5 protein-coding genes are annotated in these 16,841 nt (G+C 63.4%); 1 reads left to right on the plus strand and 4 read right to left on the minus strand.

Annotated features, from left to right (window positions below):
- Positions 1-51: 51 nt before the first annotated feature.
- A complete protein-coding gene (locus BFQ03_RS04540; RefSeq protein WP_065942569.1) occupies positions 52-12,996 on the minus strand; it encodes a non-ribosomal peptide synthetase in 12,945 nt (4,314 codons plus the stop codon).
- A gap of 446 nt (positions 12,997-13,442) precedes the next feature.
- On the opposite strand from BFQ03_RS04540, the gene BFQ03_RS04545 reads away from it, so the two are divergent.
- Entirely contained in the window at positions 13,443-13,994 is a 552-nt protein-coding gene (locus BFQ03_RS04545) for an RNA polymerase factor sigma-70 (RefSeq protein ID WP_029298131.1), read from the plus strand.
- A 128-nt stretch (positions 13,995-14,122) separates the two neighbouring features.
- Here the strand turns inward: BFQ03_RS04545 and BFQ03_RS04550 are convergent, their stop codons facing one another.
- The 3 genes from BFQ03_RS04550 to BFQ03_RS04560 form a co-directional block, all read right to left on the minus strand.
- On the minus strand, positions 14,123-15,136 hold the full coding sequence (locus BFQ03_RS04550; RefSeq protein WP_032862759.1) for a GNAT family N-acetyltransferase: 1,014 nt from the start codon (positions 15,134-15,136) through the stop codon (positions 14,123-14,125).
- Positions 15,137-15,216: 80 nt separating this feature from the next.
- Positions 15,217-16,014: a substrate-binding periplasmic protein gene (locus tag BFQ03_RS04555; RefSeq protein ID WP_032862760.1), complete on the minus strand. Its 798-nt coding sequence runs from the start codon at positions 16,012-16,014 to the stop codon at positions 15,217-15,219.
- Between the two features lie 97 nt (positions 16,015-16,111).
- Positions 16,112-16,735 (minus strand): TetR/AcrR family transcriptional regulator, encoded by a 624-nt coding sequence (locus BFQ03_RS04560; protein WP_032862762.1) that lies wholly within the window; start codon positions 16,733-16,735, stop codon positions 16,112-16,114.
- Positions 16,736-16,841: the final 106 nt, after the last annotated feature.

Consider the following 16,841-nt stretch of genomic DNA (forward strand, 5'->3'; position numbering starts at 1 on the left):
CTGACCAACGGCGTGCCGCCCGCATCAGCCACCGGCAGCCCTTTCCCCGGCCTAAAGCCCCTCCAGTTCCGCCATCAGATCACTCAGCCGATCCACTGTCCCCGCGCTGATTTCATTGGCCGCCAACCCGTCGATGTACGCCGCCAATTCCTCTACCGTGCTGCATTCGAACATCGCCCGCAGCGGCACATCGCGCTGCAGGGTTTTCTGCACCCGTGAGGCGATTTGCGTGGCCAGCAACGAATGCCCACCCAGTTCGAAGAAGTTGTCCAGCACCCCAACCTTGTCAACCTTCAGCACCTCGGCCCAGATCGTGGCCAGGGTCTGCTCCAGTTCGTTACGCGGTGCCAGGTAGTCCTGGCTGTGCAACTGGCCGATCTCCAAGGCCGGTAGGGCCTTGCGGTCGAGTTTGCCGTTGGCGTTCAACGGCAGGCGGTCGAGCCACAGCCAGTGCAGTGGCACCATATATTCCGGCAGTTCGGCACGCAGGCGTTGCTTGATGCGGTCCAGGCGTTCGCCAGGGTTGAGGCTGGCATCACTGGCAACCAGATAGCCGACCAAGTGCTTACCGTTGACACCTTCCTGCACGCCGACGGCAGCATCACGCACCTCGGGCTGTTCATGCAGGCGGGCCTCGATTTCACCCAGTTCGATGCGGTAGCCGCGAATCTTCACCTGATGATCGATGCGCCCGACATACTCCAGCACGCCGTCACTGCGCCGACGCGCCAGGTCGCCGGTGCGATACAAGCGCTCCCCCGGTGCACCAAACGGATCCGGCACAAACACCTGGGCGGTACGCAGCGGATCGCTGACATAACCGCGCCCCACTCCGGTGCCGGCCACGCACAGCTCACCGACCGCACCTTGCGGCACCAGCTCCAGCGCACCATCGAGCAGGTACAAGCGGTTGTTATCCGTCGGGGTACCAATCGGCAAGTAGGTGCCACGGGTCGAGGCCAGGTCGACACGGAAGAACGCCACGTCATCCGAGCATTCCGCCGGGCCGTAGGCATTGACCAGGCCGATATCCGGGTAACGTAACAACCACTGGTGTGCCAACTCCGGCGGCATTGCCTCGCCGGTCGGCAGCATCCAGCGCAGGCCATCCAGGCTGATACGGTCCTGGGCGAGCATGCCCTGGATCAGCGACGGCACGCTTTCCAGCACCGTGATGCCCTGGGCCTGGACATGGGCCAGCAAACCCTGCGGGTCATGGGCGATGGTATTGGGCACGATGTCCACCCGCGCGCCGAACAGCGGTGCGGCGAGGAACTGCCACACGGAAATATCGAAACTCTGGGACGCGGTCTGGGCAATCACATCCTGCTCGCTCAGTTGCAGGTACGGCACCTTGCTCAGTTGGTTGTTGAGCATGCCGCGCTGTTCGACCATCACGCCCTTGGGTAGCCCGGTGGAGCCGGAGGTGTAGATCACATAGGCGAGGTTGTCCGGGGCACTGTAGATCCCCAGGTTGGTGTGCTCACCTGCCAGCTCTTCCCACACCAGCAACTTCGGCCGCGCGCCGCAGGCAAAGTCTTCGAGCAATGCCTGCGCCTGTTCACGGCAGGCCTCGGTACACACCAGCAACGGTGTGCGGCTCAAGTCGATGATACGGCTCAGGCGCTGGGTCGGCAGACCCGGGTCGAGTGGCAGGTAACCGGCACCAGCCTTGAAGCTGCCGATGATCATGCCCAGCAGATCCAGGCCACGCTCGGCCAGCAGCGCCACCGGCTGATCCAGGCCGACACCCGCCGCGACCAGCGCATGGCCCAGGCGATTGCTGTGCTGGTTCAGCTCGGCATAAGTCCATTGCTGGTCCAGGCAACTGGCGGCAATGCGCTGCGGATGCTGTGCCACTTGCTCCTCGAACAGTGCGACGTAGCTGCGCTCCAGCGGGTAGTCATGGGCGCTCTGGTTACAGCCGTCCACCAGGAATTCACGCTCCTGCTCGCCAATCAGCGGCAGGTCGGCCATATCGCCATGGAAGCCCTGCACCAGCGCCAGTAGCAAGCGCTTGAACTCAGCGAGCATGCCTTGCACGGTGGTTTCATCGAAATAACGCTGGTCGTAGGACAGGTGCAGCCCCAGGTCATCGCCCGGGTAGCACACGGCTGTCAGCGGGAAGTTGGTGTGGGTGCGGCCCGAGTCCGAGGTGGCATTCAGGCTTTGCGCACGGTCCAGCACCGAGACTTCCACCGGGGCGTTTTCAAATACAAACAGGCTGTCGAACAGCGGCTGGCCCTTGGGCAGTTCGCTGTGTTCCTGGATCGTCACCAGCGGCAGGTACTCGTATTCGCGCAGTTGCATATTGCTGTCGAGCAACGCGCTCAGCCACTGGCGCACGCTGCACGGCTGATCGTCCTCAGGCAACTTGACCCGCAGGGCGATGCTGTTGATAAACAGGCCGACCGTGCGCTGCATCTGCGGCATGTCCACCGGGCGCCCTGCCACGGTAACGCCGAACAGCACGTCACGCTCGCCGCTCAAGCGCCGCAGCACCAAGGCCCATGCCGCCTGGGCGAAGGTATTCACGGTCAACTGATGAGCCTGGGCCAGCTCGCGCAATTGCGCGCCGTCGCGTACATCCAGACGGGTGTAGCAATCACCCACCACCATGCCGCCACTATGGCCGGCGTGTTCGCGCATCAATGGCCGGTCGCTCGGAATGGGCGTGGTGCGCTCAAAGCCTTGCAGGTTCTGCTGCCACCACTGCCGCGCCTCGGCCAGGTTCTGGCGTTGCAGCCAGGCAATGTAGTCGCGATAACGTGGCGGCGCTGCCAACTGCGCCTCGCGGCCTTCACCCAATGCCATGTAGATATCGAAGAAGTCATTCATCAATAACGAACGGCACCAGGCATCGATCAGAATGTGGTGGTTGCTCATCATGAACCAGTAGCGGGCTTCGCCGACGCGGATCAGGCGCAGGTGGAACGGCGCCTGGTTGAGCAGATCAAAACCGGCTTCGCGCTCATTTTTCAGCAACGCTTGCAGGCGTGGCTCCTGCTCGGTTTCAGGGACAGTACTCCAGTCCAGATACTCGATGGGCGTGCTGCCGGGCTTATGGATCACCTGCAACATGTCTTCGCCCACGTTCCAGCAGAACGACGCCCGCAAGGCTTCATGCCGGGCGATCACGGCTTTCCAGGCCAGGGCAAAGCGCTCGGGGTTGAGCTCGCTGTTGATGCGGTAGCGGTCCTGCATGTAGTACAGACCGGTGCCCGGCTCCAGCAGGGTATGCAACAGCAAACCCTCCTGCATCGGCGTCAGCGGGTACACGTCTTCGATGGCGCTGGCCGGCACTGGCAACGCGTCCAACTGCGTCTGGGTCAGGTGCGCCAGCGGGAAATCGGACGGCGTCAGGCCGCCGGCATCATCGCTCAGGCAGTGGGCGATCAGGCTCTGCAACTCGCCCAGATAGGCCTCGGCCAGTTCGCTGATGGTCTGGTGGTCATGGCGCTCACGGCTGAAGGTCCAGCGCAGTACCAACTCGCCGCCGTACACCTGGCTGTCCACACTCAAGGCGTTGGGCAGCGGCGCATCCGGATCATGGGCCGGCCCGGCAGACGCTTCCAATGGATGGAACAGCGCCTGGCTATCAAAACTCTGGTCGAACTGCCCCAGGTAATTGAAGGTAATCGAAGCGCTCGGCAACGCGGCCATGGCCTGGCGACAGGTGCTGTCAGCCAGGTAGCGCAGCACGCCATAACCCAGGCCCTTGTGGGGCACCGCCCGCAGTTGCTCCTTGATCGCCTTGATCGACGCGCCCTGGCCACTGGCGTCTTCGATCTGCAGCGGGGTCAGGCGCAGCGGGTACACGCTGGTGAACCAACCGACACTGCGGGTCAGGTCGATTTCATCGAACAGGGTTTCGCGGCCGTGGCCTTCCAATTGGATCAGCGTCGACTCGTGCCCGCTCCAGCGGCACAGCACGCGGGCCAGTGCGGTCAGCAACAGGTCGTTGACCTGGGTGCGGTAGGCACTCGGCGCCTGCTGCAGCAATTGGCGGGTGTGCTCGGCATCCAGGCGCACGCTGACGGTCTGCGCGTCGCGATTGCGCAGGCTACCGTGCGCGCGGTCCACCGGCAGTTCAACCGCCGGGCCGGCCAACTGTTGCTGCCATAGGCTCAGTTCTTCACGCAGGGATTCGCTGCTGGCATAGGCCTGCAAACGCGCGGCCCAGTCGCGTAACGCACTGGTCTTGGCCGGCAGGCTGACGGCCTGGCCGTCGCTCAATTGGCGATAGACGTTTTGCAGATCTTCAAGCAATACACGCCAGGACACGCCGTCCACCACCAGGTGATGGATCGCGATCAGCAAGCGTTGCTGGCCCATCGGCCCGTCCACCAGCAAGGCGCGCAGCAGCGGGCCGTGTTCCAGGTCAAGGCTGCGCTGGGCATCGGCGAACAGCGCCTCGCACTGCTGCATATCCGTCACCTGGGCCAGCCACAACACCCCGCCTTCCGGCACCGCCCGATGCTCGGCATGCCATTGCGCGGCGCGCTGGGTGAAGCTCAGGCGCAAGGCGTCGTGGTGCTCCAGCACGGCCAACAGCGCCTGTTCAAGGCGATGCGGGTCCAGAGCCTGCACCGGTGCCAGCAACAAGGCCTGGTTCCAGTGCTGGCGCGCCGGGATCTCGCTGTCGAAGAACCAGTGCTGGATCGGCGTCATCCCCGAGGGCCCCGTCAATACACCCTGCTCGGCAGTGATCAGCTCACTGCGCGTGGCCACCGCTGCCAGGGCCTGCACGGTCTGGTGCTGGAACAGGTCACGCGGGCTGAAGTGAATCCCCGCCTGCCGTGCCCGGCTGACCACCTGGATCGACAGGATCGAATCGCCACCCAGCTCGAAAAAGTTATCGTGCAGCCCGACCTGCTGCACGTTGAGCACCGCACACCAGATCGCGGCGAGGCTCAGTTCCAGCTCATTGCTCGGCGCCACGTACTGCTGGCGGTTGGCCTCTGGGTCCGGCTCTGGCAAGGCGCGGCGGTCGAGCTTGCCGTTGGCGGTCAGCGGCATACTGTCCAGCACCATCAGGTGCGCGGGCACCATGTAGTCTGGCAATTGCGCCTTCAGGTGCGTCTTGAGCGCCTCGCGCAAGGCTGTGTGATCGCTGGCATCGCTGACCAGATACGCCGCCAGTTGCTTGCCACTCGGCGCGTCCAGGGCCAGGACCACCGCCTCACGGACCGCCTCATGCTCAAGCAGGCGGGTTTCGATCTCGCCCAGTTCGATGCGGAAACCCCGGATTTTCACCTGATGGTCGATCCGCCCCAAGTACTCCACCAAGCCATCGGCACGCTGGCGCACCAGATCGCCCGTGCGATAGAGCCGCCCGCCATCGGCATACGGGTCAGCCACAAAACGTTCGGCGGTCATGCCCGGACGCTGGTGATAACCCTGGGCCAGGCCCGCACCGCCGACGTACAACTCGCCAGTGGCACCTTGGGGTACCAGTGCCAGGTCGGCATCCAGAATATAGGCAACCCGCGCACCGATGATGCTGCCGATCGGCACGCTGCCAGCGCCCTCCTCCAGCACTTCGGGGGCCAGGCTGGCCAGGGGCATGACCACGGTTTCGGTCGGCCCGTAGGCGTTGAAAAACAGCGCCGGCTGGAATGCTGCGCGAATCCGCGCCAAATGCTCGCCGGTCAGGGCTTCGCCGCCGGTGATGCACATGCGCACCGGCAAGGTTTGGTTTTGGGTGGCGAGCCATTGCGCCAACTGGCTGCCATAGCTTGGGGTAAAGCCGAGGATAGTGATCCGGTGCTCACGGATCAGCCCGCAGATTTCTTCGGCATCCCATTGGCCCTGGGCGCGCAACACCACCTGCGCGCCGCTGAGCAGCGGCACCAGCAGGCGCTCGGTGGCGGCGTCGAAGTTGATCGAGTAGAAATGCAGTTCGCAATCGTCAGGGCGCATGCCAAACCGCCCGATCACCGCCTGGCAATGCATGGCGATCTCACCGTGGGACACCACCACGCCCTTGGGCTTGCCGGTGGAACCTGAGGTGTAGATCAGGTACGCCTGATGTTGCGCCAGGCTGATCGCCGGCAGGTCGCTGGCCGGGTAATTGGCGAGCACCGGCAGGTCATCTTCCAGGCACCAGCCACTGACGCTGGCAGGCAGTTCGCCCAAGGCATCGAACATCGCCGCATCGCTGAGCAACAGGCCGATACCACTGTCTTCAATCATGTAGTGCAGGCGGTCCAGCGGATATTCCGGGTCCAGCGGCACATAGGCGCCACCGGCCTTGAGAATCGCCAGCAGGCCGATGACCATTTCCAGGGAGCGCGGCAGCGCCAGGCCGACCCGCACCTGCGGGCCAACCCCACGCTCACGCAGCATCCAGGCCAGGCGATTGGCGCGGCTGTCCAGCTCGCGGTAGCTCAGGGTCTGGCCGGCAAAGGTCAGCGCCGGGGCATCGCCACGGGCCTGGACCTGCTGGCTGAACAGATGATGGATGCACTGGTCGAGACGGTGCTCACCGGCCTCGATACCGAGGCTGTCTTGCAGAGCACGCTGCTCATCGATTTGCAGCAGCGCCAGCTCGCTCAAGCGCTGCTGCGGATCGGCGATCAGCGCCTCCAGCAGGTTGCACCAATGGGCCGCCATGCGTGCAATGCGCGGTTCGTCGAACAGGTCGGTGCTGTAGGTCAGGCAGCAACCCAGGCGATGGTCGAGGTCGGTGACTTCCAGGTTGAGGTCGAACTTGGTGGCACGCGCGTCGTTGGCCAGGTATTCGACGGTCATTGCGGCCAGTTGCCGGCTTTGCTGGAACTCCCAGCGCTGCACGTTGCACATCACCTGGAACAGCGGGTTATACGCGGCACTGCGCGGTGGTTGCAGGGCTTCCACCAGATGATCGAACGGCAGGTCCTGATGGGACTGGCCCTCGATCACGGTGTGGCGCACGTGCTCAAACAGCTCGCCGACACGCATCTGCCCATCGAGCTGGCAACGCAATACCTGGGTGTTGAGGAAGGCACCGATCAACCCTTCGCTTTCCGGGCGAATACGGTTGGCCACTGGCGCGCCGATACGCAGGTCGGTCTGGCCGCTGTAGCGGTAGAGCAGCGTCGCCAGGGTCGCGGTCATGGTCATGAACAGGGTCAGGCCATGCTCGGCATTGAACGCGCGAACCCTCGCGGCAAGGTCGTCACTGAGGTCAAAACGGTACAGCTCGCCCTGGTGACTTTGCACCGCCGGGCGTGGCCGATCGCTGGGCAATTCCAGCAGTGGATGCTCATTGCCCAGTTGCGCGGTCCAGTAGTCGAGCTGGCGCTGGCGCTCGCCGGCCTCCAGCCATTGGCGTTGCCACACGCTGTAGTCCAGGTACTGCACCGGCAGGGGTTCGAGCGGCGACTCACGCTCATCGATAAAGGCTTCATACAGCGCGCTGAGTTCACGGGCAAAGATGTCCATGGCCCAGCCTTCGGTGACGATATGGTGCAGGGTCAGCACCAGGTAATGCTCCTGGTCACCAGCCTTGACCAGGCAGGTGCGCAGCAACGGCCCGGTTTCCAGGTTGAACGGGCTGTGGGCTTCCTGGTCGGCCAGTTGCTGCAAGCGCAGTTGGCGCTCGACCTCGTTCAGGGCCGAAAAATCCTGCCAGCTCATGCGCACGCTGCTTTGCGCGGCGACTTTCTGCTGGGCCACGCCATCGATACTCGGGAACGTGGTACGCAAGGTTTCATGACGCATGATCAAGGCTTGCAACGCCGCCTCGAAACGCCCCACATCCAACACCCCGCGCAAGCGTGCCATGCCGCCGACGTTATAGGCCGGGCTGTCCGGCTCCATTTGCCAGAGGAACCACATGCGCTGCTGGGAATAGGACAGTGGCACCGGCTGGCGGCGATCGACCTTGCCAATCGCGGTCTGCTGGTTACGCCGGCCGCTGGCCTGGATCTCGCGGACCTGCTCGGCAAAATCCTCCAACACGCTGGCTTCGAACAAGGTGCGCAGCGGTAGCTCCACATCACAGGCCTGGCGTGTGCGGGAGATGATTTGCGTGGCCAGCAACGAGTGGCCGCCAAGGGCGAAGAAATCGTCGCGCAGACCGATACGCGGCACACCCAACACCGTGCGCCAGATCCCAGCGATTTGCTGTTCCAGCGCGGTGTGCGGCTCCACATGCTCACGCACCTGCCACACCGGTTCCGGCAAGGCACGACGATCCACCTTGCCGCTGGGGCTCAGCGGCATGACATCGAGTTGTATCAGTTGCGCCGGCACCATGTACTCCGGCAACTCGGCGGCCAGGGCGGCTTTCACGTCCTGCTCAGCCTGCTCGCCGCTGGCGGTGTAGTAACCGATCAACTGCGCACCGCCAGCGGTGTCGCGGATCAGCACCACCGCCTGGGCGATGCCGTCTTGGGCCAACAGCCGCGCCTCGATTTCTTCCGGCTCGACGCGAAAGCCGCGCAACTTGACCTGCTGGTCCAGGCGCCCGAGGTACTCCAGCACGCCATCGGCAGCCCAGCGCACGCGGTCGCCGGTGCGGTACAGGCGTGCGCCCGCCGCGCCCAGTGGGTCGGCGACAAAACGCTCGGCCGTCAGCCCTGCACGCCCCAGATAACCGCGGGCCAGGCCAATCCCGCCGATACACAGCTCGCCCGGCACACCTGTCGGCAACAGGTTGAGTTGCTCGTCCAGCACCCGGCAAATCACGTTGCCCAGCGGCCGGCCAATCGGTGAGCGCTCTCCATCTGCGCGCTGACAGTGCCAATGAGTGACGTTGATCGCGGTTTCGGTCGGGCCATAACGGTTGTGCAATTGCACCGCTGGCAGTTGCGCCAGGACCCTATTGCGCAACTCGGCGGGCAACGCTTCGCCACCGGAGAACACCCGGCGCAGGCTGCTGCACTCGGCCGCCAGCGGCTCATCGACAAACAGCTGCAACAGTGGCGGCACAAAATGCAGGGTGGTGACCCCATGTTCCTGCACCAACTGCGCAATGCGATGAGGGTCACGATGCTCGCCGGGGCCGGCCAGTACCAGGCGGCAACCGGTGATCAGCGGCCAGAAGCATTCCCACACCGACACGTCGAAACTGATCGGTGCCTTTTGCATCAGCACATCGCTTTCATCCAACGAGTAGGTGGCCTGCATCCATTGCAAACGCTCCGCCAGGGCGCCATGGGTGTTGCCCACGCCCTTGGGCTGGCCGGTGGAACCCGAGGTGTAGATCACATAGGCGAGGTTGTCGCCATTGAGGTGCAGGCCCGGCGCCTGGGTCGGCCAGCTGTCGAGCTTGAGGCTGTCCATGGCGATTACCGACACGCCCTCAGGCGCTGGCAACTGCGCCAACAGAGAGGTCTGGGTCAGCAGCAATTGCACGCCGCTGTCGGCCAGCATGTAGGCCAGGCGGTCGGCCGGGTAGTCCGGGTCCAGCGGCACGTAGGCGCCACCGGCCTTGAGAATTGCCAGCAAGCCGACCAGCAGTTGTGGCGAACGCTCGGCAGCAATCGCCACGCACACGTCCGGGCCGACACCTTTGTCACGCAGGTAATGGGCCAGGCGGTTGGCCTGGGTGTGCAGTTGGGCAAAGGTCAGGCTGGCGTCCTGCCAGACCAGGGCGGTGCGCTCGTCGTTATGCTGGTTGAGCTGCTCCGGCACCAGGCGCTGCGCCGGTGCGCACGGTGCCTCGCTCCAGGTGCGTTGCTGGGCATGCTCGTTGGCGCTCAACAGCGGGATATCGCCCAGAGCCTGCTGTGGTTGCGCGCAGACGGCCTGCAACAGGCTGACCAAATGCGCGGCCAGACGCTGGATAGTACTGGCGTCGAACAGTTCGTCGGCGTAGTCGAATGACAAGTTCAGGCGCCCATTGCGGTCTTCTTCGCTGTGCAGTTGCAGGTCGAACTTGGCTTCGCGGCTATGCCATGGCAACTCCTCAGCGAGCAGGCCCGGCAGGCGGCGCAAGGCGCTAAGGTCGCGCTGCTGGTGGTTGAACATGACCTGGAACAGGCCCTGTTCGCGCGCCTGCGGGAAAGCTTCCAGCAGTTGCTCGAACGGCAAGTCCTGATGGGCCTGGGCCTCGGTGGCCGTCAGGCGGGTCGCCGCCAGCAGCTCGCTGAACGGCAGGCGCGCATCCACCTCGGCGCGCAGCACCAAGGTGTTGATAAAGAAGCCGATCAGGCCCTGGGTTTCGTGACGCCCACGGTTGGCGTTGGGCACGCCGATGCGGATATCGCGCTGGCCGCTGTAGCGGTGCAACAGGCTCTGGAATGCCGCCAGTAACAGTACGAATGGCGTGGCCTGGTGGGCCTGGGCAGTCTGGCGGATGGCTGCGCCGAGATCCGCATCCAGACGCACGCTGTAGCGCGAAGCGCTGTGCCGTTGCTGGGTCGAACGCGGGTGATCGGTGGCCAGGCTCAGGGTGGGATGTTCGTCACCCAGTTGCTGCTGCCAGTAGGCCAATTGGCGCTGGCCTTCGCCTTCGGCCAGCCATTGGCGCTGCCAACTGCCGTAGTCGGCGTACTGCACGGCCAGGGCTGGTAACTCGATGGCCTGGCCTTGGGACGCGGCGGCGTAGAGGCGCGAGAATTCATCGATCAATACATTCAGCGACCAGCCGTCAGCGATGATGTGGTGCATCGTCACCAGCAACTGGTGATCCTCATCGTCCAGGCGAACTAGCGTGACCCACAGCAGCGGGCCCTGCTCCAGGTCGAACTGGGTGCGTGCCTCGTCCTCGCGGACCTGTGCGGCGCGGGCTTCGCGCTCGGCCACGGGCAAGTCGCGCAGGTCGATGACTTGCACGGCAAACTCGCGCTGGGCATCGACACACTGCATGCCCTGGCCGTCGCGCTCATAAAAACGCGTACGCAGCGCTTCGTGGCGCTGGATCAGTTGCGCGAAGCTTGCATGCAGCGCGTCTTCATCCAGCTCGCCGCGCAGGCGTAATGCACCGGGGATGGTGTAGGCGCTGCTCTGCCGGTCCAACTGCCAGGTGATCCACAGGCGGTTCTGCGCCAGGGATTGCGGCATATCCTGCTGGCGTGACAAGGCGCTGATTGCGCCCTGGGCCACACCACCGTCCTGCTGCAATTGCCCGACGCTGGCGGCAAAATCAGCCAGCACCGGGGCCTCGAACAACAGGCGCAGATTGAGCTCCAGACCCAGGACCTCGCGCAGGCGGGCAACCACCTGGGTGGCACTGATGGAGTTGCCGCCGAGCAAGAAGAAGTGATCATCACCAGCCACCTGTTCCACCTGCAACTGCTCACACCAGATCGCGGCGATCTGCTGTTGCAGCCCTGACACCAAGGCCTCATCACCCGCCTGCACCTGCAGGTCGGGGAACTGCGCGTAGCTGTCGAGGCTGCCATCGGCCAGGCGAGTGCGGCAGGCCGAACGCTGGACCTTGCCACTGGAGGTTTTCGGCAGCGCGCCGGGGTTAAGCAGCACCACCACGCACGGCGCCTCTTGATAGGCCTCGGCCACCGCCTGGCGGATGGCCTTGATCAGGGCTTCGGGCGGCAGGATCTTCTGCACGCTGCGGCTGATCTCTGCGGCAATGCCAATCCCTTCCAGGCCCTGGTCATTCACCGCAAACGCCGCGACACGGCCCTTGCGCACCACTTCCACTTCGCGCTCGACGGTTTGCTCGATGTCCTGCGGGTACAGGTTATGGCCACGCACGATCAGCAGGTCCTTGAGGCGCCCGGTGATAAACACCTCGCCGTCGCGCATAAAGCCCAGGTCTCCAGTGCGCAGCCAGGTGCGACCGGCATGCTGCACGAAGGTCTTGGCCGTGGCTTCGGGGTTGCGCCAGTAGCCGTGGGCAATGCTCGGGCCGGTGGCCCAGATTTCGCCGACGCAGTTGTCGGCCAGTTCAGCCAGGGTATGGGGCTCGACGATCAGCACCCCATGCTCGGGCTGGCGGGTGCCGCAGCTCATGATCGCACTGCCCTGCCCCGGCTCCGCCCGGTTGGCGGCCAGCGCCTGTTCGTCCACACGCAAGACCGGTATGCCCTGGCCACGGGTGCCGCCGGCGACAAACAAAGTCGCCTCGGCCAGCCCGTAGGAGGCAAAGAAGTTGTTCGGGGTAAAGCCACAGCCGGCGAATTTCTCGGCGAAACGCTCCAGGGTGTCCAGGCGGATCGGCTCGGAGCCGGAATAAGCCACGCGCCAATGACTCAGGTCGAGGCGCGCAAGGGCCGAGTCGCTGACCCGCTCACTGCACAGGCGGTAGGCGAAGTCCGGGCCACCGCTGATGGTCCCGCGGTATTGGCTGATCGCTTCCAGCCAGCGCAAGGGCCGGCCGAGGAAGTACCCCGGCGACATCAGCACGCACGGCACGCCACTGAAGATCGGTTGCAGCAGGCCGCCAATCAGGCCCATGTCGTGGTACAGCGGCAGCCAGCTGACAATCACGTCATCGGGGTTGAGGTCGATGCCAAAGCCACGGCGGATCAGCAGTTCGTTGGCCACCAGGTTGCCGTGGGTGACTTGCACGCCCTTTGGTAAGGCGGTGGAACCGGAGGTGTATTGCAGGAAGGCGATGTCGTCATCTTGCAGGTTTGGTGCGACCCAGCCTGCGGCAATGTCACTGTGCAACTCATCCACGCAGAGCAAGGGTGGCGCCTCCTGGATCTGCCCCAGCGAGTCGCGCAAACCGCTACTGGTCAGCAACAGCCTTGGCTCGGCATCGGCAATGATCGACAGCAACCGCTCCTGGTGATGGCGACGGGTCGACTCCGGCGGATAGGCCGGTACCGCGATGACCCCGGCGTACAGGCAGCCAAAAAACGCCGCGACATAATCCGGGCCGCTGGGGAACAGCAGCACCGCACGCTCGCCCAGCCCGGCCGAGGCCTGCAGGGCGGCGGCGATGGTGCGGGCGCGCAGGTCCAGGTCACGGTAGCTGAGCACTACGGTGTCGTCGGCAGACTCGGCCAGAAAGCGCAGGGCCACTTGGTCCGGGGTCTGCGCGGCACGGCGCTGGAGGGACTGGACCAGAGTGCGGGGAAGTTCGAAGGCGTCCATCATGAGGGGTTCCTGCCTGAAATCGGCTTACGGGGAAATCGGGGATAGAGGGCGTGGGCGCGTGGCGACGTGTTCAGCCGGTCGCCAGGGCCGCTCGTCGCGCAGCACCATGGTGCCAGCGGGTCGATGTGCTCATCTCAGACCACCCTTGCCTGGAACGCTGGGTTCTCGCGATACAAACGCATGTCGTCCTCCTCCGGGTGCAAATCCTTGGCCGGCGTGCTGGCTGGCCTGTCACCAATGAGAACGGATGGCCCGACAAAATAATTAGTCAGCAGGCCCAGGCCCACACACAAAGAGAAGCACCTCACAATTTATATTTCGGAATAAGATTAATCCTACTTCTCATTTGACAATCATTATCATTAAGAATAATTTGTTGCCCGATATGTAGGAGGCCTCAGCAGGGATGCCCTCCACTAAAACCTTATTGCAGCAAGGTGATTTCCATGACGGAACAAGTATCCACAAGCAGGTGCGATTCACCGTTACTCCAGGCGTTTGTCGATAATCGACTGATCCTGGTCAAGATCGCGGCGCGCATTACCGGCTGCCGTTCCCGCGCCGAAGACGTGGTGCAGGACGCCTACTTCAGACTGCAATCGGCACCGCAGATCACCTCATCGTTCAAGGCGCAACTGAGCTATCTGTTCCAGATCGTGCGCAACCTGGCTATCGACCACTACCGTAAACAGGCCCTGGAACTGAAATACTCCGGGACGGAAGAGGAAGGCTTGAATGTGGTTATTCATGGCGCTTCACCCGAAACCTCGCATATCAATTTTTCCACCCTGGAAAACATCGCCGACGCCCTGACCGAGTTGCCCCAGCGCACGCGCTACGCGTTCGAGATGTACCGCCTGCATGGCGTGCCGCAGAAGGACATTGCCAAGGAACTGGGCGTGTCGCCGACCCTGGTCAACTTCATGATCCGCGATGCGTTGGTGCACTGCCGTAAGGTTTCGGGGACGCATAGCGATACCTTTGCCCGACGCGTCTGAGCACCACGCGTGTGGGAGCGGGCTTGCTCGCGAAGGCGGTGTATCAGCCAACGAATCAATTGACTGACAAACCGCCTTCGCGAGCAAGCCCGCTCCCACAACATTTGATATTCGTTGCCCTGTAGCGCTCAGACCAACCCACACCGCTCAAAAAACCGCTCCCGCCCCAGGATCATCAGCGCCGCACGCTTGTGGGGGAAATCGAATTCCTTCTCGCAGTGGAAACACTGGTTCTGCATATGCCCGATCATCTTCGCATTGTCGGCTCGCGGTTCCGCCACCACGCGCTGGGTGCGCGGGTCGTCGAGGAACAGGTAGTGCACCAGCGCCGACAGCCAGCTGGCAACCTTGTGCGGCCCACGATGATGCTCCTCCCCCACCAGCATATGGATACCCCGGTCGTAATCGTCCGCATCATAGAACGGCGCGATGCGGTCTTCCTTGGCCCAATACGCCTCAAAATAGGCAAAGGGCTCATCGTCGAGACAGCCGATCAGCGTCAGGGTATGCGGGTCGGCGTCCAGCTTCGTCAAGTAGTCGCGATGCTGCTCCAGGCTGCCGCTTTCCTGCCAGAAGTTGGCGACACGCGCGCTGTTCTGCCAGCGATTGAAGCGAGCCAGGTCGACATCGATCTCCAGCGTGCGCAGTGAGATCCACGCACCCAGGCGTGCATCGAAACGTCGATAGACTTCACCGCGCGGCTTGGGCGCACGCACCGGATGGCGCTTGCCGTTGCTGATAATCATCTGTTGCGGATAGGCATCATTCAACGGCTGGCCCAACCACGGCTGCGGCAATTGCCAGAACAGGGTGCGCTCGCAACGCAACTGCCCCACCACGTCGGTGGCCAGCAGCAGGCCGCTGCGCAGGGCCTCGTCAGGGGTGTGCTCCAGGTGCCAGGTCAGTTGCTGGCGCTCGGGTTCCCGGGCAAACAGCCAGTAACACGCCGCCCACAAGGCTTGCACCGAAGGAACCTCAGCGGGGTTTTGCAGATACACGTCCAGTGCATCGCCGCGCTCCAGGCGCAGGCGCACCAACGGCTGGCCTGCAAGGGTCAGGGTCAGGCGGCTATCGCTTTCGTCTGCGTTCAGGGTGGGCCCTGCCGGAAGTGGCAGGACTGACAAATCATTGGGATTAGGCATGGAAGGGGCTCACGGTAATCGTCGACAGTTAGACGAAGTGACGTGAGCCAACAGCAAAAATTTAAGCGCCGTTACCGGGATCAGGGCGCATCCGCTACCGGCAGCACATCAATGCGGTACGGTTCGAAGATCTTCAGCAACTCGCCACTGTCGCGCAGGCCCTTGAGCAACTCGGCAAACGCCGGGCCACTGATCGCGGCCTTGGGCCGTAGCAATGCGTAGTGGTGGTAGACCTGGTCAATGCGTTCGGACACCAGGAACTGCCCGGCAGTGTCGGCATTGCGCACCATGAAGTCGCTGAGGTAGGAGCGCGTCACCAGGGCAATATCCGCACGGCCACGGGTCACCATCAGCAAGTTGCTGTCATGGGAATAGGTCAACGTGGCATTGAACTGTGCGGCCATGGCCTTGGGGTCGGGGTTGAAGCTGGCAAAGGCGTAGTGGTAGCCGCTGAACACTGCCAGGCGCTTGCCCTTGAGTTCAGCGAAATACCCCTGGTCGCGACCGGACTGGCGCTGGGCAACAAAAATTTCGGCGTCCTCCAGGCCCATGTCGACGCTGGTATGGGGAATATCCTGCCACCCCCACTGCGGGTTCTCGAAGATAGCCATGTCGACCCGGCCTTGTTCGAAATCACGAAAACGCCGGGGGATGGACGTCGGCACCAGTACGAACTGGTACTCGGTCTGCGCACGATTCAGCGCCTCCAGCAGTTGCGGCAGCAATCCGGTGTCGGCGCCCTGCTCCGGGCGCACGGTGTACGGCGGAAAATGCGCGGCACCGATCCGCACCAACTGGGCCGCTGAAACTTGCGCCTGCCACAGGGTGCCCATTGCCAATACTGTAAGTCCCGCAGCCAGCCGCAATGGCGAAAACATCAGGCACGCACCGTTCAAATCTGAATCTCGCTAAGCTAGGCGTTTTTGTCTGGAGAGACAACTTTCGACCCGACAATAAATGGCTTGCGCTCCAGGCCTAATCAGCCTTGAGAACCATCAGCAACGCCTCATCAGCCAATTGTTCGAGGGTCATGCTGCCCTGGGCGCGAAACCAGGTCGTGGTCCAGGACAACGCCCCGGTCAGAAAACGCCGGGTGATAAACACATCGCCCTTGATATAACCCGCCTGCTTGGCCTCGCCCAGCACCTGCAGCCAGATATCTTCGTAGACATCACGCAACGCCAGCACCTGGGCCTGCCCTTCTGCCGACAGCGAACGCCATTCATACACCAGCACGGCCATGGCTTCGCCGCTGCCGCCCATGATCGACTGCAACTCACAGCGAATCAGCGCCAGCACCCGCTCGCGCACGTTGCTCGCTTCGGCCAGGGAGGCGTGCATCAGCGCGGTGTTGTAGTGGATGGTTTCTTCCATCACCGCCCGCAGGATTTCATCCTTGCTCTTGAAGTGATGAAAGATGCTGCCGGACTGGATCCCCACGGCACTGGCCAGGTCACGCACGGTGGTGCGTTCAAAGCCCTTGTTGCGAAACAGGTGAGCCGCGGTCTGCAGCAGCTTGCCCCGGGCACTGTCGGGGTCGGTCAGTTGCCCGCCGTCCACCATGGTGCGCATCACCTCCAGGGCTTTTTGCTCATCCATGCTGCTCTCCTCAACTACTTTGATTGCGTCATGGCCGGCAATTTAGGCCGTGACAGCCACCCAAGCAAGCGCTTGGGCAAAAGTTATGAGCAGAGTTTACAAACCA

Source organism: Pseudomonas sp. 25 R 14, assembly GCF_900004755.1.
GTDB classification, from domain to species: Bacteria; Pseudomonadota; Gammaproteobacteria; order Pseudomonadales; family Pseudomonadaceae; genus Aquipseudomonas; species Aquipseudomonas brenneri.

Excerpts from the sequence above, each read along its gene's own strand:
- BFQ03_RS04540 (WP_065942569.1), bottom strand. The coding sequence starts at position 12,996 with ATGATGGACGCCTTCGAACTTCCCCGCACTCTGGTCCAGTCCCTCCAG.
- BFQ03_RS04545 (WP_029298131.1), top strand. The coding sequence starts at position 13,443 with ATGACGGAACAAGTATCCACAAGCAGGTGCGATTCACCGTTACTCCAG.
- BFQ03_RS04550 (WP_032862759.1), bottom strand. The coding sequence starts at position 15,136 with ATGCCTAATCCCAATGATTTGTCAGTCCTGCCACTTCCGGCAGGGCCC.
- BFQ03_RS04555 (WP_032862760.1), bottom strand. The coding sequence starts at position 16,014 with ATGTTTTCGCCATTGCGGCTGGCTGCGGGACTTACAGTATTGGCAATG.
- BFQ03_RS04560 (WP_032862762.1), bottom strand. The coding sequence starts at position 16,735 with ATGGATGAGCAAAAAGCCCTGGAGGTGATGCGCACCATGGTGGACGGC.